We start from the raw sequence: 16,112 nt of genomic DNA, 5'->3' as shown, positions 1-16,112 counted from the left end.
TAGAGGGGCATCGCCATCGGAAGAAATCCGTCTTGACCCCTGTAGAATGCATCCGTGACGCCCGCGCCCTGTTGAACGAGGCGCCCGTCGAACAACCCAAGCCGCTGCGCCTGCTGGCGGCTGCGGCCTTCGCCGCGACGACGGCGGTCCTTCTGGCCGGGACCATGGTCGTGGGCCCAGGCATATCATTTGACCAGGCTGCCATGGTTTCCAATCCCTAGCCGTCGGAACCCTGGCCGCGCGTGGTCGCAGTGAAACGCCAAGCTTCGCCGGCGGCCTTCATCGGCGCGCGAGCCTTGGCCAGAGTCTCGGCGAATTCAGCCGCCGGGTCGCTGTCGGCGACGACGCCTGCGCCCGCTTGAACGAAGATCTGGCCCTTGGCGAACATGGCGGTGCGCAGGACGATGCAGATGTCCGCCTCGCCATTGGCCGAGATATAGCCGACGCCGCCGCCGTAGCCGACTCCGCGCTTTTCGGTCTCAAGCTCGTCGATGACCTCCATTGCCCGAACCTTGGGCGCGCCCGACAGGGTGCCGGCGGGCAGGGCGGCCAGCAGGGTGTCCACCGCGTCCAGCTTGGGATCGGCGTCGCCGTTCACGTTGGAGACGATGTGCATGACTTGGCTGTAGCGCTCGACCACGAAGCTTTCCGTGACCTCGACCGAACCGGGCTTGGAGACGCGGCCCACGTCGTTACGGCCCAGGTCCAGCAGCATCAGATGCTCGGCCCGTTCCTTGGGATCAGCCAGCAGTTCGGCTTCCAGCGCCTTGTCCTGTTCGGGCGTGGCGCCGCGCGGACGGGTGCCCGCCAGTGGGCGAATGGTGACGCGCCCGTCTTTCAGTCGGACCAGGATTTCCGGGCTGGATCCAGCCAGCTGGAAATCGACATAGTCGAGGAAGAACAGATAGGGCGACGGGTTGCCGCGACGCAGCGACCGGTAGAAGGCGAACGGGTCCTGGGTCCACGGCGCCGAGAAGCGGTGCGCCAGCACGACCTGAAAGATGTCGCCCGCGGCGATGTAGTCCTTGGCGCGGGCCACCATGAGGCCGAAGGCGGCCTCGTCCACGTCGGAGTGGAAATCGGGCGCTGCAACCGGCTCGACCTCGCGCTGGATGGGCAGGGGACCGCGTAGGCGGTCCTCGAAATCCTCCAGCCGGGCTTCGGCGGCGGCGTAGGCCTGAGCCGGGTCTGTCACCGTGTCGGGATAGGCGGCGGCGATCAGGACGATCTCGTGCTTCACCGAATCGAAGATGGCTACCAGCGCCGGACGCGCCATCACCGCGTCGGACAGGTCCAGCGGGTCGGGGTTAGCCGGGCCCAGCGGCTCCAGCAGCCGCACCATGTCGTAACCGAAGACCCCGAACAGACCGGCGGCCATGGGGGGCAGGTCAGCGGGCAGCTCGAACTTCGTCGCCGCGATCAGGGCGCGCAGGGATTCCAGCGCGGACCGGTCTTCGGGCGTGAAGGTTTCCGACAGGACGTCGGCGCCGCGCGCGATCTCGGCCTTGCCGTCCCGGCAGCGCCAGACCACGTCCGGAGACAGGGTGACGAAGGAATAGCGGCCGTTGACGGCGCCGCCCTCGACCGACTCGAACAGGCTGGCGTAGCGCCGCCCGTGCCCGACCTTCAGGAAGGCCGAGACGGGGGTCTCCAGATCATCAATCAGGCGGCGGACCAGAACCTGGGGGCGGCCCGCCGTCAGGCCGGCGATGAAGGCGTCGCGTTCTTGCTGCATTACTTCTTGGCGGGAGCGGCGGGGGCCTCGACGCCCAGGGCCTGAAGGGCCAGGGCCGGATCGTTGCGCGACTTGGTGCGCGCGGCGGCGGCGGCGATGGTGCGGTCAGCCATCGTGTTGGCCAGTTCCTCGGTCAGGCGCGGACGGGCCTGCTCGGCCAGCGGCGCCGCCAGAGCCGGATCAGCGGCGTGGATGGCGTCGACACGACCGACGACGAAGCTGTCCTGGGCCTGCTGGCCCGAGAAGACCTGACCCTTGGCCTGACCGAACAGACCGCGCAGCACGCCATCGCCGACCTGAGCCTGCGACTCGCGGCTTTGCTGGACGGCGGTGCGGACCGTCAACTGGACGCCTGCGTCGGCGGCGACCTTGGCGATGTCTTCGCCGGCGCGGACGCGACCGGCCAGCTCTTCGGCCTTGGCCGACAGCAGGCGGGCGTTTTCCCGCATCGTCCATTGCTGGCCCAGGGGCGCGCGCACCTCGTCCAGCGTCGGCAGGGCCGACGGGCGGATTTCGTCCAGACGGACGGCGAAATACTGGCCGTCGCCGGCGTCGATGACGTCGCTCTCGCCGCCCTTGGACAGGGCGTAGGCGCTTTCCAGAACCTGACGCGGGGCGTTCATCGGCTGGCCGTCCGGCAGTTGGCCCTGTTCGGTGAAGGGCGGCAGCTGGATCACGCGAGCCTTGGCGGCGGTCGCGGCGTCGGCCAGGTTCTTGCCTTCCTGACGCGCCTTCTCGAACTGTTCGACCTTGGCGTAGGTCGCGGCCTTCACCGCTTCGGCCTGAAGCTCCTGAACCACGGCGGCGCGGGCGGTTTCCAGCGACACGGCCTCGCCGGCCTGGATCGTGGCGACCTTGGCGACCGTGAAGCCCAGACGGCCCTGGATCGGCGCCGACACCTGATCGGCGGCCAGGGCGAAGACGGCGGCGCCGACGGCGGGGTCGCCCACGGCGGCCTGCGGCGTGGCCTTGTAGTCGCCCAGTTGAATGTTGTTGGCCTTGGCGACCTCGGCGGGGTTCTTACCAGCGCGCAGGTCGGCGGCGATCTTGTCGGCGGCTTCCTTGGTCGGGACCGTCAGGGTGACGAAGGTGCGCTTTTCCGGTTCGGCCAGGGCGGCCTTACGGAACTCATAACGTTCCTTGATCTGCTCTTCGGTGATCGCCGGGGGGGCGTCGTTCGGGCCGGGCGAGAACAGCACCAGAGAGATCATGCGGAACTCGGGGCTGCGCAGACGCGCCTCGTTTTCCTTCATAAAGGCGGTCAACTGCGCGTCGGTCGGAGCGCCGGCGCGGCCCGCCATGGCTTGAGTGACCGAGAACCAGCGGCCGTCGCGCGTTTCCAGCGCCTGGCCCGCAAGCAGGGCGGCGTAGACGCGCGGCGCCTGCAGACCGGCGAAGACGGCCGAGCCGACGTGGGCGGTGACATACTGGTCGCGCAGGTCGTCTTCCAGCATTTCCGACGTCAGGTTCTGCTGGGCGAGGGCCTGGGCGTACAGGTCTTTGTCGAACTGGCCCGTGATCTGGTTGAAGAAGGCGGGAATCTTGCGGATCTGAGCCAGGATCAGCTCCTTGCCCGGACGGATGCCGGCCTTGTAGGCCCAATCCAGGAAGCCCAGTCGTTGGGTCTGGCTGTCGAGATACTGCTGGTGCAGGTTCTCCTTGACCATGTCGTCATAGCTGACGGGACGACCAGCCTGCTCCTGAAGATTGGCGCGGACGCGCTCGAAGTCGGCGCGGAACTGGTTGGAATCGACGCTGCGGTCCCCGGCGCTGATGATGTGGCGCGGCCCCAGATTGGCGAAGATGTCGGATTGCGCCCCGACGATCAGGAAGCTGAGGATGATCAGGGCGAACAGGCCTGCGGCCCATTTCGACTTGGCGAAGTTTCGGAAGTACGTGATCATCGAAAAGAACCTGACGAGGGCCGGCGTCAAAGGGGCGCCAAGGGTCGCGTATAGGGGGTGCGGGGCCGCCGCCGCAAGTGAGGCCTGACGACATCTTGGCTTCTGTCGCGCTCGCCACTAGACAGGCCGCATGAAACAATCTGTGAAGCTGGTCGCCGGCAACTGGAAAATGAACGGTCTGGGCGTGAGCCTGGCTGAGGCTGAAGCCCTCGAAAAGGCGCTGAAGGAACAGGCTGCGGCCTGCCGCGTGGCCCTGTGCCCGCCCGCCACCCTGATCGATCGGATGGCGCAGACGCTGAAGGGCGGCGTTGTCGAAATCGGCGGGCAGGACTGCCACGCCGAGGCGTCGGGCGCCTATACGGGCTCGGTCTCGGCCGGGATGGTTCGCGATGCGGGCGCCGGTCTGGTGATTCTCGGCCACTCGGAGCGACGCGCCGGATTCGGCGAGACGGACGCCGATGTCGCCGCCAAGGTCGAAGGCGCCCTGGCCGCCGGTCTGGAGCCGATCATCTGCATCGGCGAGACGCTTCAGGAGCGCGAAGCCGGGCAGGCGGTCGAGGTCGTCAGCCGTCAGGTCGCCGGTTCTCTGCCGTCCTCGCTGGCGGGCAAGGCTTTCGCCGTGGCTTATGAGCCGGTCTGGGCCATCGGCACCGGCCTGACGCCGACGCTGGAGCAGATCGAGGAAGTCCACGCGGCCGTGCGTGCGGCCATGGTCGCCAAGCTGGGGGAGGGCGGCCGCGCCGCGCCGATCCTGTACGGCGGCTCGGTCAAGCCGTCGAACGCCAAGGAAATTCTGGCCGTGGCCGAGGTCGGCGGCGCACTGGTCGGCGGCGCCTCGCTGAAGGCCGAAGACTTTCTGGGCATCATCCGCGCGGCCTGACCGCGCGGACTGTTTGCTCGAAACCCTCAACGGTGTTAGAGGCCGCCGCTTGATCGGCGCGCTTTTGCGCCCACATGAATGACGCCATGCTCCAGACCATTCTGCTCGTCGCGATGATCATCATCTCGGTCTCTTTGTCGGCCGTGATCCTGCTGCAACGTTCCGAGGGCGGCGCCCTGGGCATGGGCGGCGGGCCGTCGGGCTTCATGACGGCGCGCGGCGCGGGCAACCTTCTGACCCGCGTGACGTCGATTCTGGCGGTTGCCTTCTTCGTCTGCGCCATCGGCCTGACGATCGCAGGCAACTATGCGCGCGGGTCGCGTTCGGTGATCGACGCCGACGCCGTCGGCTCCATCGCCCTGGATCAACCTGAGCAGACGGCCCCGGCGCCTGAAGCCGCTCCGGCGACGCCGGCCGCTCCGGCGACGCCGGCCGCTCCGGCTGCGCCGTCGCTGGACGATCTGGAAGCCAGCCTGCCCGCCGGTCAGGGCGCGCCCGCCCAGTAAGGGCGACGTCGCCATCGAGTTCGAGGAAGCGCGCCGCGAGGCGCGCTTTCTTCTTTTGATCAACAGTTGGATTTGTTCAGAGCCTCTCCGCTCAGGACGAATCATGGAGTAAGGTGTCCGCCCATGGCTCGCTATGTGTTCATCACCGGCGGCGTGGTTTCCTCTCTTGGAAAAGGCCTCGCTTCCGCCGCTCTCGGCGCTCTTCTGCAGGCGCGTGGCTATAAGGTCCGCCTGCGTAAGCTGGACCCTTATCTCAACGTCGATCCGGGCACGATGAGCCCCTATCAGCACGGCGAGGTCTTCGTGACCGACGACGGCGCCGAGACCGACCTCGATCTGGGCCACTATGAACGCTTCACCGGCGTCTCGGCGGCCAAGTCGGACAACATCACGACCGGCCGCATCTATCAGACGATCATCGAGAAAGAGCGTCGCGGCGACTATCTGGGCGCGACCGTCCAGGTGATTCCGCACGTCACCGACCAGATCAAGCAGTTCTGCCTGAACCCGGCCAAGACGGATGCGGGCGAGGATGTGGACTTCGTTCTCGTCGAAATCGGCGGCACGGTCGGCGATATCGAGGGCCTGCCCTTCTTCGAGGCGATCCGCCAGCTGGAGCAGGACTTGCCGCGCGGCCAGTCGTGCTTCGTCCACCTGACCCTGCTGCCCTTCATCAAGACCGCCGGCGAGATGAAGACCAAGCCGACGCAGCACTCGGTCAAGGAACTGCGCTCCATCGGCATCCAGCCGGACATCCTGCTGTGCCGCTGTGAAGAGCCGATCCCGGCCGATGAAAAGCGCAAGATCGCCCAGTTCTGCAATGTCCGTCCCGACAGCGTCATTCAGGCGATGGACTCGGCCGACATCTACGCCGTGCCGCTGGACTATCACCGCGAGGGTCTGGACACCCAGGTGCTGGCCCACTTCGGCATGGACGACGCCCCGGCGCCCGAACTGTCGGGCTGGAACGAGATCGTGCGCCGCCGCCTGCACCCGGACGGCGAGGTCAACATCGCCGTGGTCGGCAAATACACGGTCCTGAAGGACGCCTATAAGTCGTTGATCGAGGCCCTGCAGCACGGCGGGGTGGCCAACAACGCCAAGGTCAATATCGACTGGGTCGAGGCCGACACCTTCGAGGGCGACCCGCAGGCCTGCGCCGAGCGTCTGGAAGGCGCCCACGCCATCCTGGTGCCCGGTGGCTTCGGCGAGCGAGGGGCCGAGGGCAAGATCGAGGCGGCGCGTTACGCTCGCGAGCGGAAGATCCCCTATTTCGGCATCTGCTTCGGCATGCAGATGGCGGTGATCGAGGCGGCGCGGAACCTGGCGGGCTTCCCCAAGGCGACCTCGACCGAGTTCGGCCCGGCCGATGAACCCGTGGTCGGCCTGATGACCGAATGGGTTCAGGGCAATGAGCGCGTCAAGCGCGAGCATGGCGGCGACCTGGGCGGCACCATGCGTCTGGGCGCCTACGCCTCGACCCTGGCGGCGGGCTCCAAGATCGCGGAGATCTACGGCCAGACCGACATCAATGAGCGCCACCGTCACCGCTATGAGGTGAACATCAACTACCGCGAGGCGGTGGAGGAGAAGGGCGGCCTGTTCTTCGCCGGCATGTCGCCCGACGGCGTCCTGCCCGAAACGGTCGAGCGTCGGGATCACCCCTGGTTCATCGGCGTGCAGTACCACCCGGAATACCGCAGCCGCCCCTTCGCCCCGCACCCGTTGTTCGCCAGCTTCATCGCGGCGGCCCTGGTGCAGAGCCGGCTGGTCTGATCACGGACGATTGTAGCGGCGTTATCCGGTTTTCGTGTCAACCTGTCGTTAATGATCTGGAACGACGTCGATGGCCGGTAACATCCTTTACTTCCTGCACCGTCACTTTCGTGCGGTGTTCGCGATCAGCGTGACGCTGGGCGTAGTGCTGGCCTTTGCCGTTGCGCGCACGATGCTGCGTCTGATCGGGGTTTAAGACGCGCCTCAACGGCTCAGGACAGCTTGGTTAGGGCGTCTTTTTTGTGGGCCGCGACATGGTCGGTCTTGTCGCTGGCGATTTCGTATTGGGGCGCGTCGTGTGATGCATGTCGCCTGTGCCCTTTATAATCAAAGTCCTGGCGATGGATGCGGATGATTTTACCGCTCACCCGGCCGGCTTCTGAATTCCAGCTGACATGATCGCCGATCGAGAATTCCGTCATTATCTCCCTGCCTCCAGAGGTCATAGAAGGCGCCGGTGTCCGATGATCATCTTGAACAGGTCGTCGAGCGCCGAAAGCAGATATCCGCCAAATCCAGTCATGCTCAGTGAACCCGTCAACTCCATGATGGGTTGCGGCGGATAGAAGTCACGATGGCGGGAACTGCTCGTCGCTGCGTCGGCCCTAAAGCGACTGGCCGTCGTCGACAGTGATGATCGAACCCGTGATGAAGCGCGCCGCAGGACCCGCCAGAAGCATCAGGGCCTGATCCAGCGCGTCTTCGTCCATCAGGCGTCGACGGGGAAAGCCGTTGATCTGAGCCTGGCCCTGTTCGGTGGCGAACCAGTCGGCGTTGATCTCAGTCTCGATATAGCCGGGCGCGATGGCGTTGACGGCGATCAGGCGCCGGGCCCATTCGCGCGCCATGCCCTTGGTTATCGACACGACGGCGGCCTTGGAGGCGCAATAGGCGGTTAGGCCCGGCAGTTGGACCGATCCGGCGATCGAGGCGATGTTGACGATGCGCGCGTCGCCCTGTGCGGCTACGCCGCTGTCGATCATGCGGCGGGCGCCCTCGCGCGCGGCGATGTAGACGCCTCGGACATTGACGTCGAAGGTCTGGTCCAGCCGGTCCAGAGGCATGGATAGGGCCGCGCCTTCGCCGCCGACGCCTGCGTTGTTCACCAGAATGGACAGGGGACCGAGGGCGGCCTGCGCCGTATCCATCGCGGCGCCGATCGTTTCTGCGTTCGCCACGTCCAGAGGGACGGCAACCGCCTGACCGCCTGCGGCGCGGATGGCGGCGACTTCCGTTTCCAGCCGGTCTGTCCGACGCGCCGCCAAGGCGACGCGCGCGCCTGCCTGCGCCAGGACATGAGCGAATCGCAGGCCCAGCCCGCTGGACGCTCCGGTGATGAAGGCAGTGCGATTCTCTAGTGATTTTATGGTCATGGCGTTCTCCTCTGAGCCAAGCTTCACCGGAGTTCAGGGCGATATCAATAACATTCGCTATCACGCGAGCGAATGTTGACTCCCGCGCTAATGCGTGTCCCAATCCGGCTCAAGCGCTGACGGAAATAAACGGCGCATGGGAGGGAAAATCTGATGAAGGCTTTACTGCTCGCTTCGGCGTGCCTGCTCGCGCCTGCCGCTGTTCTGGCGCCAGGCCAGGTCTGGGCGCAGGATCAATCTTCGGCCGTGTCGCAGGCGGAAGGCCGCGACCAGTCGACCGCGCAGGTCGAGGACGTGATCGTCACCGCGACCCGCCGCGCCGAACGTCTTCAGGACGTGCCGGTCAGCATCACCAGCCTGTCGCAGGAAGAGCTGACGCAGCGCGGCATCGTCAACTATGACGGTCTGGCCACGGCGACGCCGGGCGTCGTGCTGAATCGGGCCTCGGCCAACTTCAACAACTTCACCGCGCGCGGCATCGCCACGAACGGCTATGGCGCCAATCTGCAAAGCACCGTCGCCATCTATCTGGACGAACTGCCGATCTCGTCCAACGGCAACTCCACCATTCTTGACCCGACCTTGTATGACGTTGAGCGGATCGAGTTCCTGCGCGGGCCGCAGGGGACGCTGTTCGGGTCGGGGTCGCTCGCGGGGGCGCTGCGCATTCTGACTCACGATCCGGATCCGTCGGGTTTCGACGCTTCCGCGCTGGTTGATCTGGGCGTGATGGCCGAAGGCGGTCTGCGTCAGCGTTACAACGCCATGGTCAACGTGCCGCTGATCGAGGATGAACTGGCTCTGCGCATCGTCGGCTTCTCGCGCAATGAAGAGGGCTGGGTCGACAACATCGGCACCGGCATCGAAGACGCCAACACCCTGGTTCAGTACGGCGGCCGCGCCATCCTCAAGTGGGAGCCGACCGACCGCTTCTCGGCCCGCCTGATGTACTCGCGCGAGATCAGCAATCCGCACGACTCCTCGCTGACCAATCCGAACCTCGGCGAATACGTCCGCCTGACCGACCGTCCGGACCGCTTCCAGAGCGACATGACGAACTATAACGCGACGCTGGAATACCAGTTCGACGGCGCGCGGCTGACCAGTTCATCGACCTATTCGGATTATGAGGGGCTGTTCTACGTCGATCTGGCGGGCTCTTACGCCCAGGCCTTCCCCTTCGCCCTGGATGCGGACGCCTGGGACAGCACCTTTGTGCAGGAACTGCGGCTGGTCTCTGATCCGGGCGGCAAGATCGACTGGTCGGTCGGCGGCTTCTATTTCCGCAAGCGTCGGGACGTGGACTACAACTATCGCTCGACCCCCGAGTTTCTCGCGGCGCGCGGTCTGACCGGTCTGCCGGACGAATACTATCAGCGCATGGGCACCCACTTCATCAGCCACGAAGTCGCCGCCTTCGGCCAACTCACCTATCGCTTCACGGACGATCTATGGGTGACCGGCGGCCTGCGCTACGGCAAGACCGACGCTCAGGGCTTCACCGAGGCGGGCGGCTATGGCTCCGACTATCTGACCCGGGCCTTTTTCGGCTTTACGGATACGCCGATCACCATGACCGGTCCTTATGTTGCGGTGGAGGGCGTCAAGGCCAAGGAAGACGGGCCGTCCTATCGCCTGAGCCTTTCCTGGCGGCCGACGCCGGCCATTACGACCTATGGGGCGATCTCTACGGGGTTCCGCCCGCCGATCATCAACGCCCAGGGCGGGACGGTCAGCGACCTCGACCCCAATGACATCGTCATTCCCACCGGCGCCACCTCGGACAATCTGATCAACTACGAGATCGGGGTGAAGGGCCGCTGGTTCGGGGGCAAGGTCTATGCCGATGCGGCTCTGTACTGGGTCGACTGGAACGACATCCAGGTCCAGGCCAACCGCGTGTCCGACTCCATCCAGTTCGCGACCAACATCGGCGGCGCGACCAGCAAGGGGCTGGAAGTGTCGGTCGTGGCCCTGCCGGCCGACGGCTGGACCGTGGCCCTGACCGGCTCGTTGAACGAGGCCAAGGTCGATGATCTGAGCGTGCAGGAGGCCGCCATCTCGGGCGCTGTTCTGGGTGCGCGTCTGGCCGGGCCGAAGGCGTCGGGCTCTCTGCGGGTCAACTATGAGTGGCAGCCGATGGCGGGCGTCATGGGCAATGCGTCGGTGGCGGTGTCGCACGTCGGCAGCTTCCCCAACGCCTTCCCGAACACGCCAGGTCGCCCGCTTGTGCCGCTGCCGACCTATGACGACACCGACAGCTATACGGTGGTCAACGCCAACGTCGCCTTCGCCTTCACGCAGTTCACTGTCGGGGCCTATGTCGAGAACCTGTTCGACGACCGGTCAATCAACTACGTACACCCCGAAGCCTTCATCGACGGGCGTTATGGTCGTCAGCGTCCGCGCACGTTCGGTGTGCGCGTCGGCTATGAGTTCTGATCGATGGCCGCCGCAACTCCTTCGGCCGTTCCGGGCGCGCAATCTGCGCGTCCGGGAGCCCGCGCCTGGTTCGTTCTGGCGCTTCTCTGCTTTGTCTACGTCCTGAACTTTCTGGATCGGCAACTGCTGTCGATCCTGGCCAAGCCGATCCAGGACGAACTCGGCGTCACCGACGGCCAACTGGGTCTGATCAGCGGCCTGTATTTCGCGATGTTCTACTGCATCCTCGCTATTCCGGTGGGGTGGCTGGCGGATCGGACCAATCGGGTCAGGGTGCTGTCCCTGGCCTGCGCCCTGTGGAGCGCGGCGACGGCGGCCTGCGGATTCGCCCAGAACTATCCGCAACTGGCGACCGCCCGCATGATGGTGGGCGTGGGCGAGGCGGGGGGCGTGCCCCCGTCTTACGCCATCATCTCCGACTATTTCCGGCCCGGTACGCGCGGCACGGCTCTGGGGCTGTTCAACCTGGGGCCGCCGATCGGATCGGCCATGGGCGTGGCGTTCGGGGCCTCGGTCGCCGCCGCCTATTCCTGGCGCGACGCCTTCATCTGGGTGGGCGTCATCGGGCTAGTCACCGCCCTGATCGTCTGGTTTTTTGTCCGCGAGCCCAGGAAGGGCGGGCTGGATGAACCCGCCGAGGCTGTTGAAGAAACGGTGCAGACGCTCGCCGCGCCTGAGCCCGCGCCCGGCTTCATGGCGACGTGCCGGATGTATTTCTCCAATCCGGTGCTGCGGGGCATGGCTCTGGCCAGCGGGGCGACCCAGTTCGTCACCTATGCCCTGATGAACTTCGCCACCCTGTTCCTGATGCGCGAAAAGGGCATGACCCTGCAGGAGATCGCGCTGTGGTACGCCCTGCTGCTGGGCGTCAGCGTCAGCCTGGGCATCTTCGGTTCGGGCTGGCTGATCGATCGCCTTAGCCGTCGTTACAAGACCGCCTATGCCTATCTGCCCGCCGTCGGACTGATTGTTGCCGCGCCCTTCTTCGCCGGTTTCGTCTGGGCGTCGGACTGGCGTGTCGCCCTGCTGTTCCTGTCCGTGCCGATGGCGCTGAACTACTTTTATCTGTCTCCGGCGGTGACGCTTGTGCAGGAAGAGGTGAGGCCCAATCAGCGGGTCCTGGCCGGCGCCCTGTTGCTGTTGGTGATGAACCTGATCGGTCTGGGGCTGGGGCCGACGTTCCTGGGCGCCGCCAGCGATTTCTTCCGGGCCAGCCATCCGGATAACTCGCTGCAGATGGCCTTCTACTGCCTGCTGCCCTTCTATGGGTTGGCGATTGTGATGTTCCTCGGTCTGGCGCGGAAAATCCGGCTCCAGTCGCAAAAGGAGGCTGTGTCGTGATGAAAGCTGCTGTCCATATTCTGGCGGGCCTGGCCGCCCTCGGATGCGTCGCTGTTCAGTCGCCTGCGTGGGCGGAAGCAGGGCCGGTGGTCCAGGCTCCGGCTGGACCTTTGCAGGGCGAGGCCGTCGACGGGGTCGACGTTTTCCGGGGCGTGCCTTACGCCCTGCCGCCCACGGGCTGGCGCCGCTGGCGTCCGCCCGCCGAGATGTCGCCCTGGACCCGGACGCGCGATGCGACCCGGTTCGGCGCCGCCTGTCATCAGCCGGTGGCGCGCGGCGAGAGCATCTATTCCGGCGAAGAGCCGACGATGAGCGAGGATTGCCTGTTCCTCAACGTCTGGGCGCCGCAGGGCGCCGAGGCTGCGCCGGTCTTCGTCTGGATCCACGGCGGAGCCCTGACCACCGGCGCCTCGAACGAGGCCATGTACGACGGCGCCCGCATGGCCGCCGCCCAAGGCATGGTGGTGGTGTCGATCAACTATCGGCTGGGGGTGCTGGGCTATCTGGCGCACCCCGAACTGAGCGCTGAATCGCGTCAGAAAATCTCCGGCAACTATGGGCTGCTCGACCAGGTCGCGGCCCTGAAATGGATCAAGGGCAACATCGCCGCCTTTGGGGGCGATCCGGGCAATGTCACCATCGCCGGAGAGTCCGCCGGCGCGCTCAGCGTCATGTATCTGATGGCTTCGCCCGAGGCGCGCGGCCTGTTCCACAAGGCGATCGCCCAGAGCGCCTATATGATCTCGACGCCGGAACTGCGCTCCACCCGCCACGGCGACCCGGCCGCAGAGACGGTGGGCGTCTGGCTGCAGGCCCAGCTGGGACGTCAGAACCTGGCGGACCTTCGCGGCATGGACGCTCAGGAACTGACGACGGCGTCTCTGGCCAAGGGTTATGCCCCGTGGGGCACGATCGACGGCAAGATCCTGCCGGAACAGCTGGTCGAGGTCTTCGACCGGGGCGAACAGGCGCCCGTGCCGCTGATGGCGGGCTTCAACGAGGGCGAGATCCGCTCGCTGCGGTTCCTGCTGCCGCCGTCGCCGCCTGCGGACGCCGAGGCCTATGAGGCGGCTATCCGCGCCAGCTACGGCCCGTTGGCCGAGGCCTTCCTGAAGCTCTATCCGTCTTCGGACCTGAAGGAGAGCCTGCTGGCGACGCCGCGCGACGGGCTCTACGGCTGGACCGCCGAGCGCCTGGCGCGCCGCCAGGAACGCACGGGCCAGCCCGGTTTCCTCTACTTCTTCGACCACGGCTATCCGGCGATGGACGAGGCGGATCTGCACGCCTTCCATGCATCCGAGATTCCCTATGTCTTCGGCAATGTTGATCGGACGCCGCCGCGCTGGCCTGCTATTCCCGAGACGGAAGGCGAACGCGGTCTGTCTCAGGCCATGATGGCCTATTGGGCGAGTTTCGCGCGGACGGGCGCGCCTGTTGCGCCGAACCAGCCGGATTGGCCGGCCTATGGCGAGGGCCGCTTCTATATGGCCTTTGAGGAGACTCCGGTGGTGCGGGACCATCTGATGCCGGACATGTACGAGACCCACGAAGCCGTAGTCTGCCGCCGCCGCGCGGCGGGGGGGATCGCCTGGAACTGGAACTTCGGGGTCCTGTCTCCCGCCTTGCCGCCGAAAACGCCCGCCTGCCAGTGAATAAAGAGAACGTCATGGCGTCTGATGCCCCTCCGGAATCTCCTGTCGCACCCCGCAAGCCTGCGGCTCGGCCGCGCCGCCCGCGCAGCAAGGTCGAGCAGCGCGCCGAAACCATGGAGCAGATCCTCGACGCGGCCGAGTATCTGTTCTCGGTGCACGGCCTGTACGGGGTGACGCTGAAGGATGTGGCCCAGCGGGTCGGTGTCCACCACACCCTGCTGAACTACTATTTCACCGACAAGAAGAAGCTCTACGACGATGTCATCGCTCGGCGTGCGGGCGTCACCGTCGCCCTGCGGATGAAGGCGCTGGAAGACTGCGAGGCGGCGGCGGAGGGCGGTCGTCCGACGGTCGAGGCGGCCCTTCGCGCCTTCCTCGATACGGACCTGGACCTCTACAGCCAGGGCGGAGAGAACTGGAAGAACTACGGCGTACTGGGCGCCCTGTCCTCGAACACGCCCTATGGGGCCGAGCTGATGGACTTCCACTTCGATCCGGTGGTGTTGAAGCTGATCGAGTTGTTGAAGCGGGCCCTGCCGGACTGCGCCGAGGAAGACATCTTCTGGGGCTACCACTTCGTCACCGGCGCCCTGATGCTGACGCTGGCGCGGACGGGTCGGATCAACCGCCTGTCGGGCGGCCTGTGCGACTCCGACGATTTTGAAGCGGTGAAGACCCGCATGGCCCGCTTCATGGCGGCCGGCTTCATGGCCATCTGCGAGGGGGCCGTCTGCAAGGGTGATGGCGGTTCGCGCGAAGCCGCCGCCCTTGCCGCAATGACCGGCGCTCTGTCCGACGATTGATGGCGGCTGCCTGACCGCCTCCTGTTTCGCGTTAGCGGCGCCGACGCGCGCCCGAAGGGATACGCAACCCATGATGATGAACGACGGGGACGTTCAGTCCTTTCCCCTGACCCTCGACAAATTTCTGGACCACGCAGCCAAATGGCGGCCGAACGCCGAGGTGGCGACGGCGCGTGACGACGGCTCGGTTGCGCGCATCGGCTATGCCGCCCTGCGCAGCCGCAGCCTGAAGATTTCCGCGCTTCTGCGTCACTGGGGCGTGGGGCAGGGGGATCGGGTCGCCACTTTGGCCTGGAATACTCAGGGCCATGTCGAGGCCTGGTTCGCCATCATGGGCATGGGCGCGGTCTGCCACACGCTGAATCCGCGCCTGACCGCCGAGCAGCTGGCCGCCATGCTGGCCCAGTCCGAGGCGAAAATCCTGTTCATCAGTCCCGACCTGATCGATCTGGCCAGCCGTGTTGCGGACCTGTCGCCGCTTTCGCGCATACTGGTGCTGGATCAGGCCGAGGCGATCTCCGCCCTGCCGCATGGCCGGGCCGAGGTCGCCGCGCTGGAGCCGCTGCTGGCCGAGGCGTATCCTCCGGTCGTGTGGGGCGACTTCCCCGAAACCGCGCCCTGCGGGCTGTGCTTCACCTCGGGCACGACCGGGGCGCCCAAGGGCGTGACCTATACCCACCGTTCCAGCTTCCTGCATACGCTGCGCGTACTCCAGGCCGACGTCATGGCGGTGACCAGTCGCGACAGCCTGCTGGCCGTGGTGCCGATGTTTCACGCCAACGCCTGGGGCCTCCCGTTCGCTACGGCGGCGGTCGGGGCCAAGCTGGTGCTGCCGGGGCGGCGGCTGGACGGCGCCAGTCTGGCGCGTCTGGTCATCGCCGAGGGCGTCACGGCGGGCGTTGGCGTGCCGACCGTCTGGCTGTCCCTGCTGGAGCACGTCGAGGCGGCGGGGCTGGAGCTGCCGTCGCTGGAACGGATCATCATGGGCGGCGCGCCGCTGGCTCCAGCCTTGATGGAGCGGATCGAGAAGCGGCTGGGCGTCATCGTTCAGACCAGTTGGGGCATGACCGAGCTGTCGCCCTCCGGCACGGTCGCCTCGCCGCAGGAACTGCGTCGGTCAGCGGGCGTCTCGGGGCGTCCCGCGGTGGGGGTCGACCTGTTGCTGACGGATGAAGCGGGGCAGCCCTTGCCCGAACAACGCGGCTTCGAGGGCCATCTGAAGGTTCGCGGCGCCGCCGTCGTGCGTCGCTATTTCGGTCAGGATCAAGACGCCGTCGACGCGGACGGCTGGTTCGCCACCGGCGACCTGGCGCGACTGGACGAAGAGGGCAACCTGACCATCACCGGCCGAGCCAAGGATCTGATCAAGTCCGGCGGCGAATGGATCAACCCGGCCGAGATCGAAGCCGTCGTCGGCGCCCTGCCGGGGGTGGCGCTGGCGGCGGTCATCGGCAAAAGTGACCCCAAATGGGGCGAGCGTCCGATCCTGTTGGTGGAGGTTTCGGCCGAAGCGCCTGAAGACGACGAGGCTCTGCTGGAGCCGCTGAAGGGGCGGGTGGCGTCATGGTGGATCCCCGACGCCGTCTATCGGCTGGAGCGGATGCCGCTGGCCGCTACCGGCAAGATCGACAAGCTGAAGCTGCGCGCTGAATACGGCGCACGGTGATCGGTTTCTATTGGTTTCGAGACAGGAGTTTGCA

The 16,112-nt window shown here is 66.3% G+C and carries 14 protein-coding genes; 10 read left to right on the top strand and 4 right to left on the bottom strand.

The genetic code is table 11. The features are described 5' to 3' along the window. The first annotated feature begins 32 nt into the window (after positions 1–32). On the top strand, positions 33–221 hold the full coding sequence (locus RSD66_RS09825; protein WP_024352588.1) for a hypothetical protein: 189 nt from the start codon (positions 33–35) through the stop codon (positions 219–221). Here RSD66_RS09825 and trpE read toward each other — a convergent pair. Together trpE and RSD66_RS09815 are read right to left on the bottom strand one after the other, a co-directional pair. Next, complete coding sequence (gene trpE / locus RSD66_RS09820; RefSeq protein WP_415287542.1) at positions 218–1,735, bottom strand: anthranilate synthase component I; 1,518 nt, start codon at positions 1,733–1,735, stop codon at positions 218–220. The genes RSD66_RS09825 and trpE overlap by 4 nt on opposite strands. Then, entirely contained in the window at positions 1,735–3,639 is a 1,905-nt protein-coding gene (locus RSD66_RS09815) for a peptidylprolyl isomerase (RefSeq protein WP_415287541.1), read from the bottom strand. The genes trpE and RSD66_RS09815 overlap by 1 nt, the downstream gene beginning before the upstream one ends. 130 nt (positions 3,640–3,769) lie before the next feature. Between RSD66_RS09815 and tpiA the strand changes: the two genes are divergently transcribed. The 4 genes from tpiA (at position 3,770) to RSD66_RS09795 (ending at position 6,997) form a co-directional block, all read left to right on the top strand. Next, positions 3,770–4,519, top strand: coding sequence for a triose-phosphate isomerase (tpiA, locus tag RSD66_RS09810; RefSeq protein ID WP_415287540.1), 750 nt, complete (start codon positions 3,770–3,772; stop codon positions 4,517–4,519). A gap of 74 nt (positions 4,520–4,593) precedes the next feature. Beyond that, positions 4,594–5,025, top strand: a complete 432-nt coding sequence (gene secG / locus RSD66_RS09805) for a preprotein translocase subunit SecG (RefSeq protein ID WP_415287539.1) — start codon at positions 4,594–4,596, stop codon at positions 5,023–5,025. Between the two features lie 123 nt (positions 5,026–5,148). Next, positions 5,149–6,801, top strand: a complete 1,653-nt coding sequence (locus RSD66_RS09800; RefSeq protein WP_024352593.1) for a CTP synthase — start codon at positions 5,149–5,151, stop codon at positions 6,799–6,801. 70 nt (positions 6,802–6,871) lie between these two features. Further along, on the top strand, positions 6,872–6,997 hold the full coding sequence (locus RSD66_RS09795) for a hypothetical protein (protein WP_255413932.1): 126 nt from the start codon (positions 6,872–6,874) through the stop codon (positions 6,995–6,997). Positions 6,998–7,013: 16 nt separating this feature from the next. Here the strand turns inward: RSD66_RS09795 and RSD66_RS09790 are convergent, their stop codons facing one another. Together RSD66_RS09790 and RSD66_RS09785 are read right to left on the bottom strand one after the other, a co-directional pair. Further along, positions 7,014–7,223: a DUF2945 domain-containing protein gene (locus tag RSD66_RS09790; RefSeq protein ID WP_346523158.1), complete on the bottom strand. Its 210-nt coding sequence runs from the start codon at positions 7,221–7,223 to the stop codon at positions 7,014–7,016. Positions 7,224–7,406: 183 nt separating this feature from the next. Beyond that, entirely contained in the window at positions 7,407–8,174 is a 768-nt protein-coding gene (locus tag RSD66_RS09785) for an SDR family NAD(P)-dependent oxidoreductase (protein WP_415287537.1), read from the bottom strand. A gap of 153 nt (positions 8,175–8,327) precedes the next feature. Here RSD66_RS09785 and RSD66_RS09780 point away from each other — a divergent pair, with 153 nt between their 5' ends. From RSD66_RS09780 to RSD66_RS09760, 5 genes are all read left to right on the top strand, one after another. Continuing rightward, positions 8,328–10,616, top strand: coding sequence for a TonB-dependent receptor (locus RSD66_RS09780; RefSeq protein WP_415287535.1), 2,289 nt, complete (start codon positions 8,328–8,330; stop codon positions 10,614–10,616). Between the two features lie 3 nt (positions 10,617–10,619). Then, a complete protein-coding gene (locus tag RSD66_RS09775; protein ID WP_415287534.1) occupies positions 10,620–11,957 on the top strand; it encodes a spinster family MFS transporter in 1,338 nt (445 codons plus the stop codon). Further along, positions 11,957–13,609 carry a carboxylesterase/lipase family protein gene (locus tag RSD66_RS09770; protein ID WP_415289587.1) on the top strand — a complete coding sequence of 551 codons (1,653 nt, stop codon included), beginning with the start codon at positions 11,957–11,959 and terminating at the stop codon, positions 13,607–13,609. The genes RSD66_RS09775 and RSD66_RS09770 overlap by 1 nt, the downstream gene beginning before the upstream one ends. A 14-nt stretch (positions 13,610–13,623) precedes the next feature. Then, a complete protein-coding gene (locus RSD66_RS09765) occupies positions 13,624–14,412 on the top strand; it encodes a TetR/AcrR family transcriptional regulator (protein WP_415287532.1) in 789 nt (262 codons plus the stop codon). Positions 14,413–14,482: 70 nt separating this feature from the next. Continuing rightward, complete coding sequence (locus RSD66_RS09760) at positions 14,483–16,078, top strand: AMP-binding protein (RefSeq protein WP_415287531.1); 1,596 nt, start codon at positions 14,483–14,485, stop codon at positions 16,076–16,078. Positions 16,079–16,112 lie beyond the last annotated feature (34 nt).

The sequence above is a fragment of the Brevundimonas sp. S1H14 genome (genome assembly GCF_047716865.1).
Taxonomy (GTDB): Bacteria; Pseudomonadota; Alphaproteobacteria; order Caulobacterales; family Caulobacteraceae; genus Brevundimonas; species Brevundimonas naejangsanensis.
The sequence above is the reverse complement of the archived record's forward strand: the minus strand, read 5'-3'. Positions and strand labels throughout refer to the sequence as shown.

What these genes read in the sequence shown, in the direction of transcription:
- RSD66_RS09765 (WP_415287532.1), top strand. Translation starts at nt 13,624, where the DNA reads ATGGCGTCTGATGCCCCTCCGGAATCTCCTGTCGCACCCCGCAAGCCT.
- RSD66_RS09775 (WP_415287534.1), top strand. Translation starts at nt 10,620, where the DNA reads ATGGCCGCCGCAACTCCTTCGGCCGTTCCGGGCGCGCAATCTGCGCGT.
- RSD66_RS09760 (WP_415287531.1), top strand. Translation starts at nt 14,483, where the DNA reads ATGATGATGAACGACGGGGACGTTCAGTCCTTTCCCCTGACCCTCGAC.
- RSD66_RS09780 (WP_415287535.1), top strand. Translation starts at nt 8,328, where the DNA reads ATGAAGGCTTTACTGCTCGCTTCGGCGTGCCTGCTCGCGCCTGCCGCT.
- RSD66_RS09790 (WP_346523158.1), bottom strand. Translation starts at nt 7,223, where the DNA reads ATGACGGAATTCTCGATCGGCGATCATGTCAGCTGGAATTCAGAAGCC.
- RSD66_RS09800 (WP_024352593.1), top strand. Translation starts at nt 5,149, where the DNA reads ATGGCTCGCTATGTGTTCATCACCGGCGGCGTGGTTTCCTCTCTTGGA.
- secG (WP_415287539.1), top strand. Translation starts at nt 4,594, where the DNA reads ATGAATGACGCCATGCTCCAGACCATTCTGCTCGTCGCGATGATCATC.
- RSD66_RS09815 (WP_415287541.1), bottom strand. Translation starts at nt 3,639, where the DNA reads ATGATCACGTACTTCCGAAACTTCGCCAAGTCGAAATGGGCCGCAGGC.
- trpE (WP_415287542.1), bottom strand. Translation starts at nt 1,735, where the DNA reads ATGCAGCAAGAACGCGACGCCTTCATCGCCGGCCTGACGGCGGGCCGC.
- RSD66_RS09785 (WP_415287537.1), bottom strand. Translation starts at nt 8,174, where the DNA reads ATGACCATAAAATCACTAGAGAATCGCACTGCCTTCATCACCGGAGCG.
- tpiA (WP_415287540.1), top strand. Translation starts at nt 3,770, where the DNA reads ATGAAACAATCTGTGAAGCTGGTCGCCGGCAACTGGAAAATGAACGGT.
- RSD66_RS09795 (WP_255413932.1), top strand. Translation starts at nt 6,872, where the DNA reads ATGGCCGGTAACATCCTTTACTTCCTGCACCGTCACTTTCGTGCGGTG.
- RSD66_RS09770 (WP_415289587.1), top strand. Translation starts at nt 11,957, where the DNA reads ATGAAAGCTGCTGTCCATATTCTGGCGGGCCTGGCCGCCCTCGGATGC.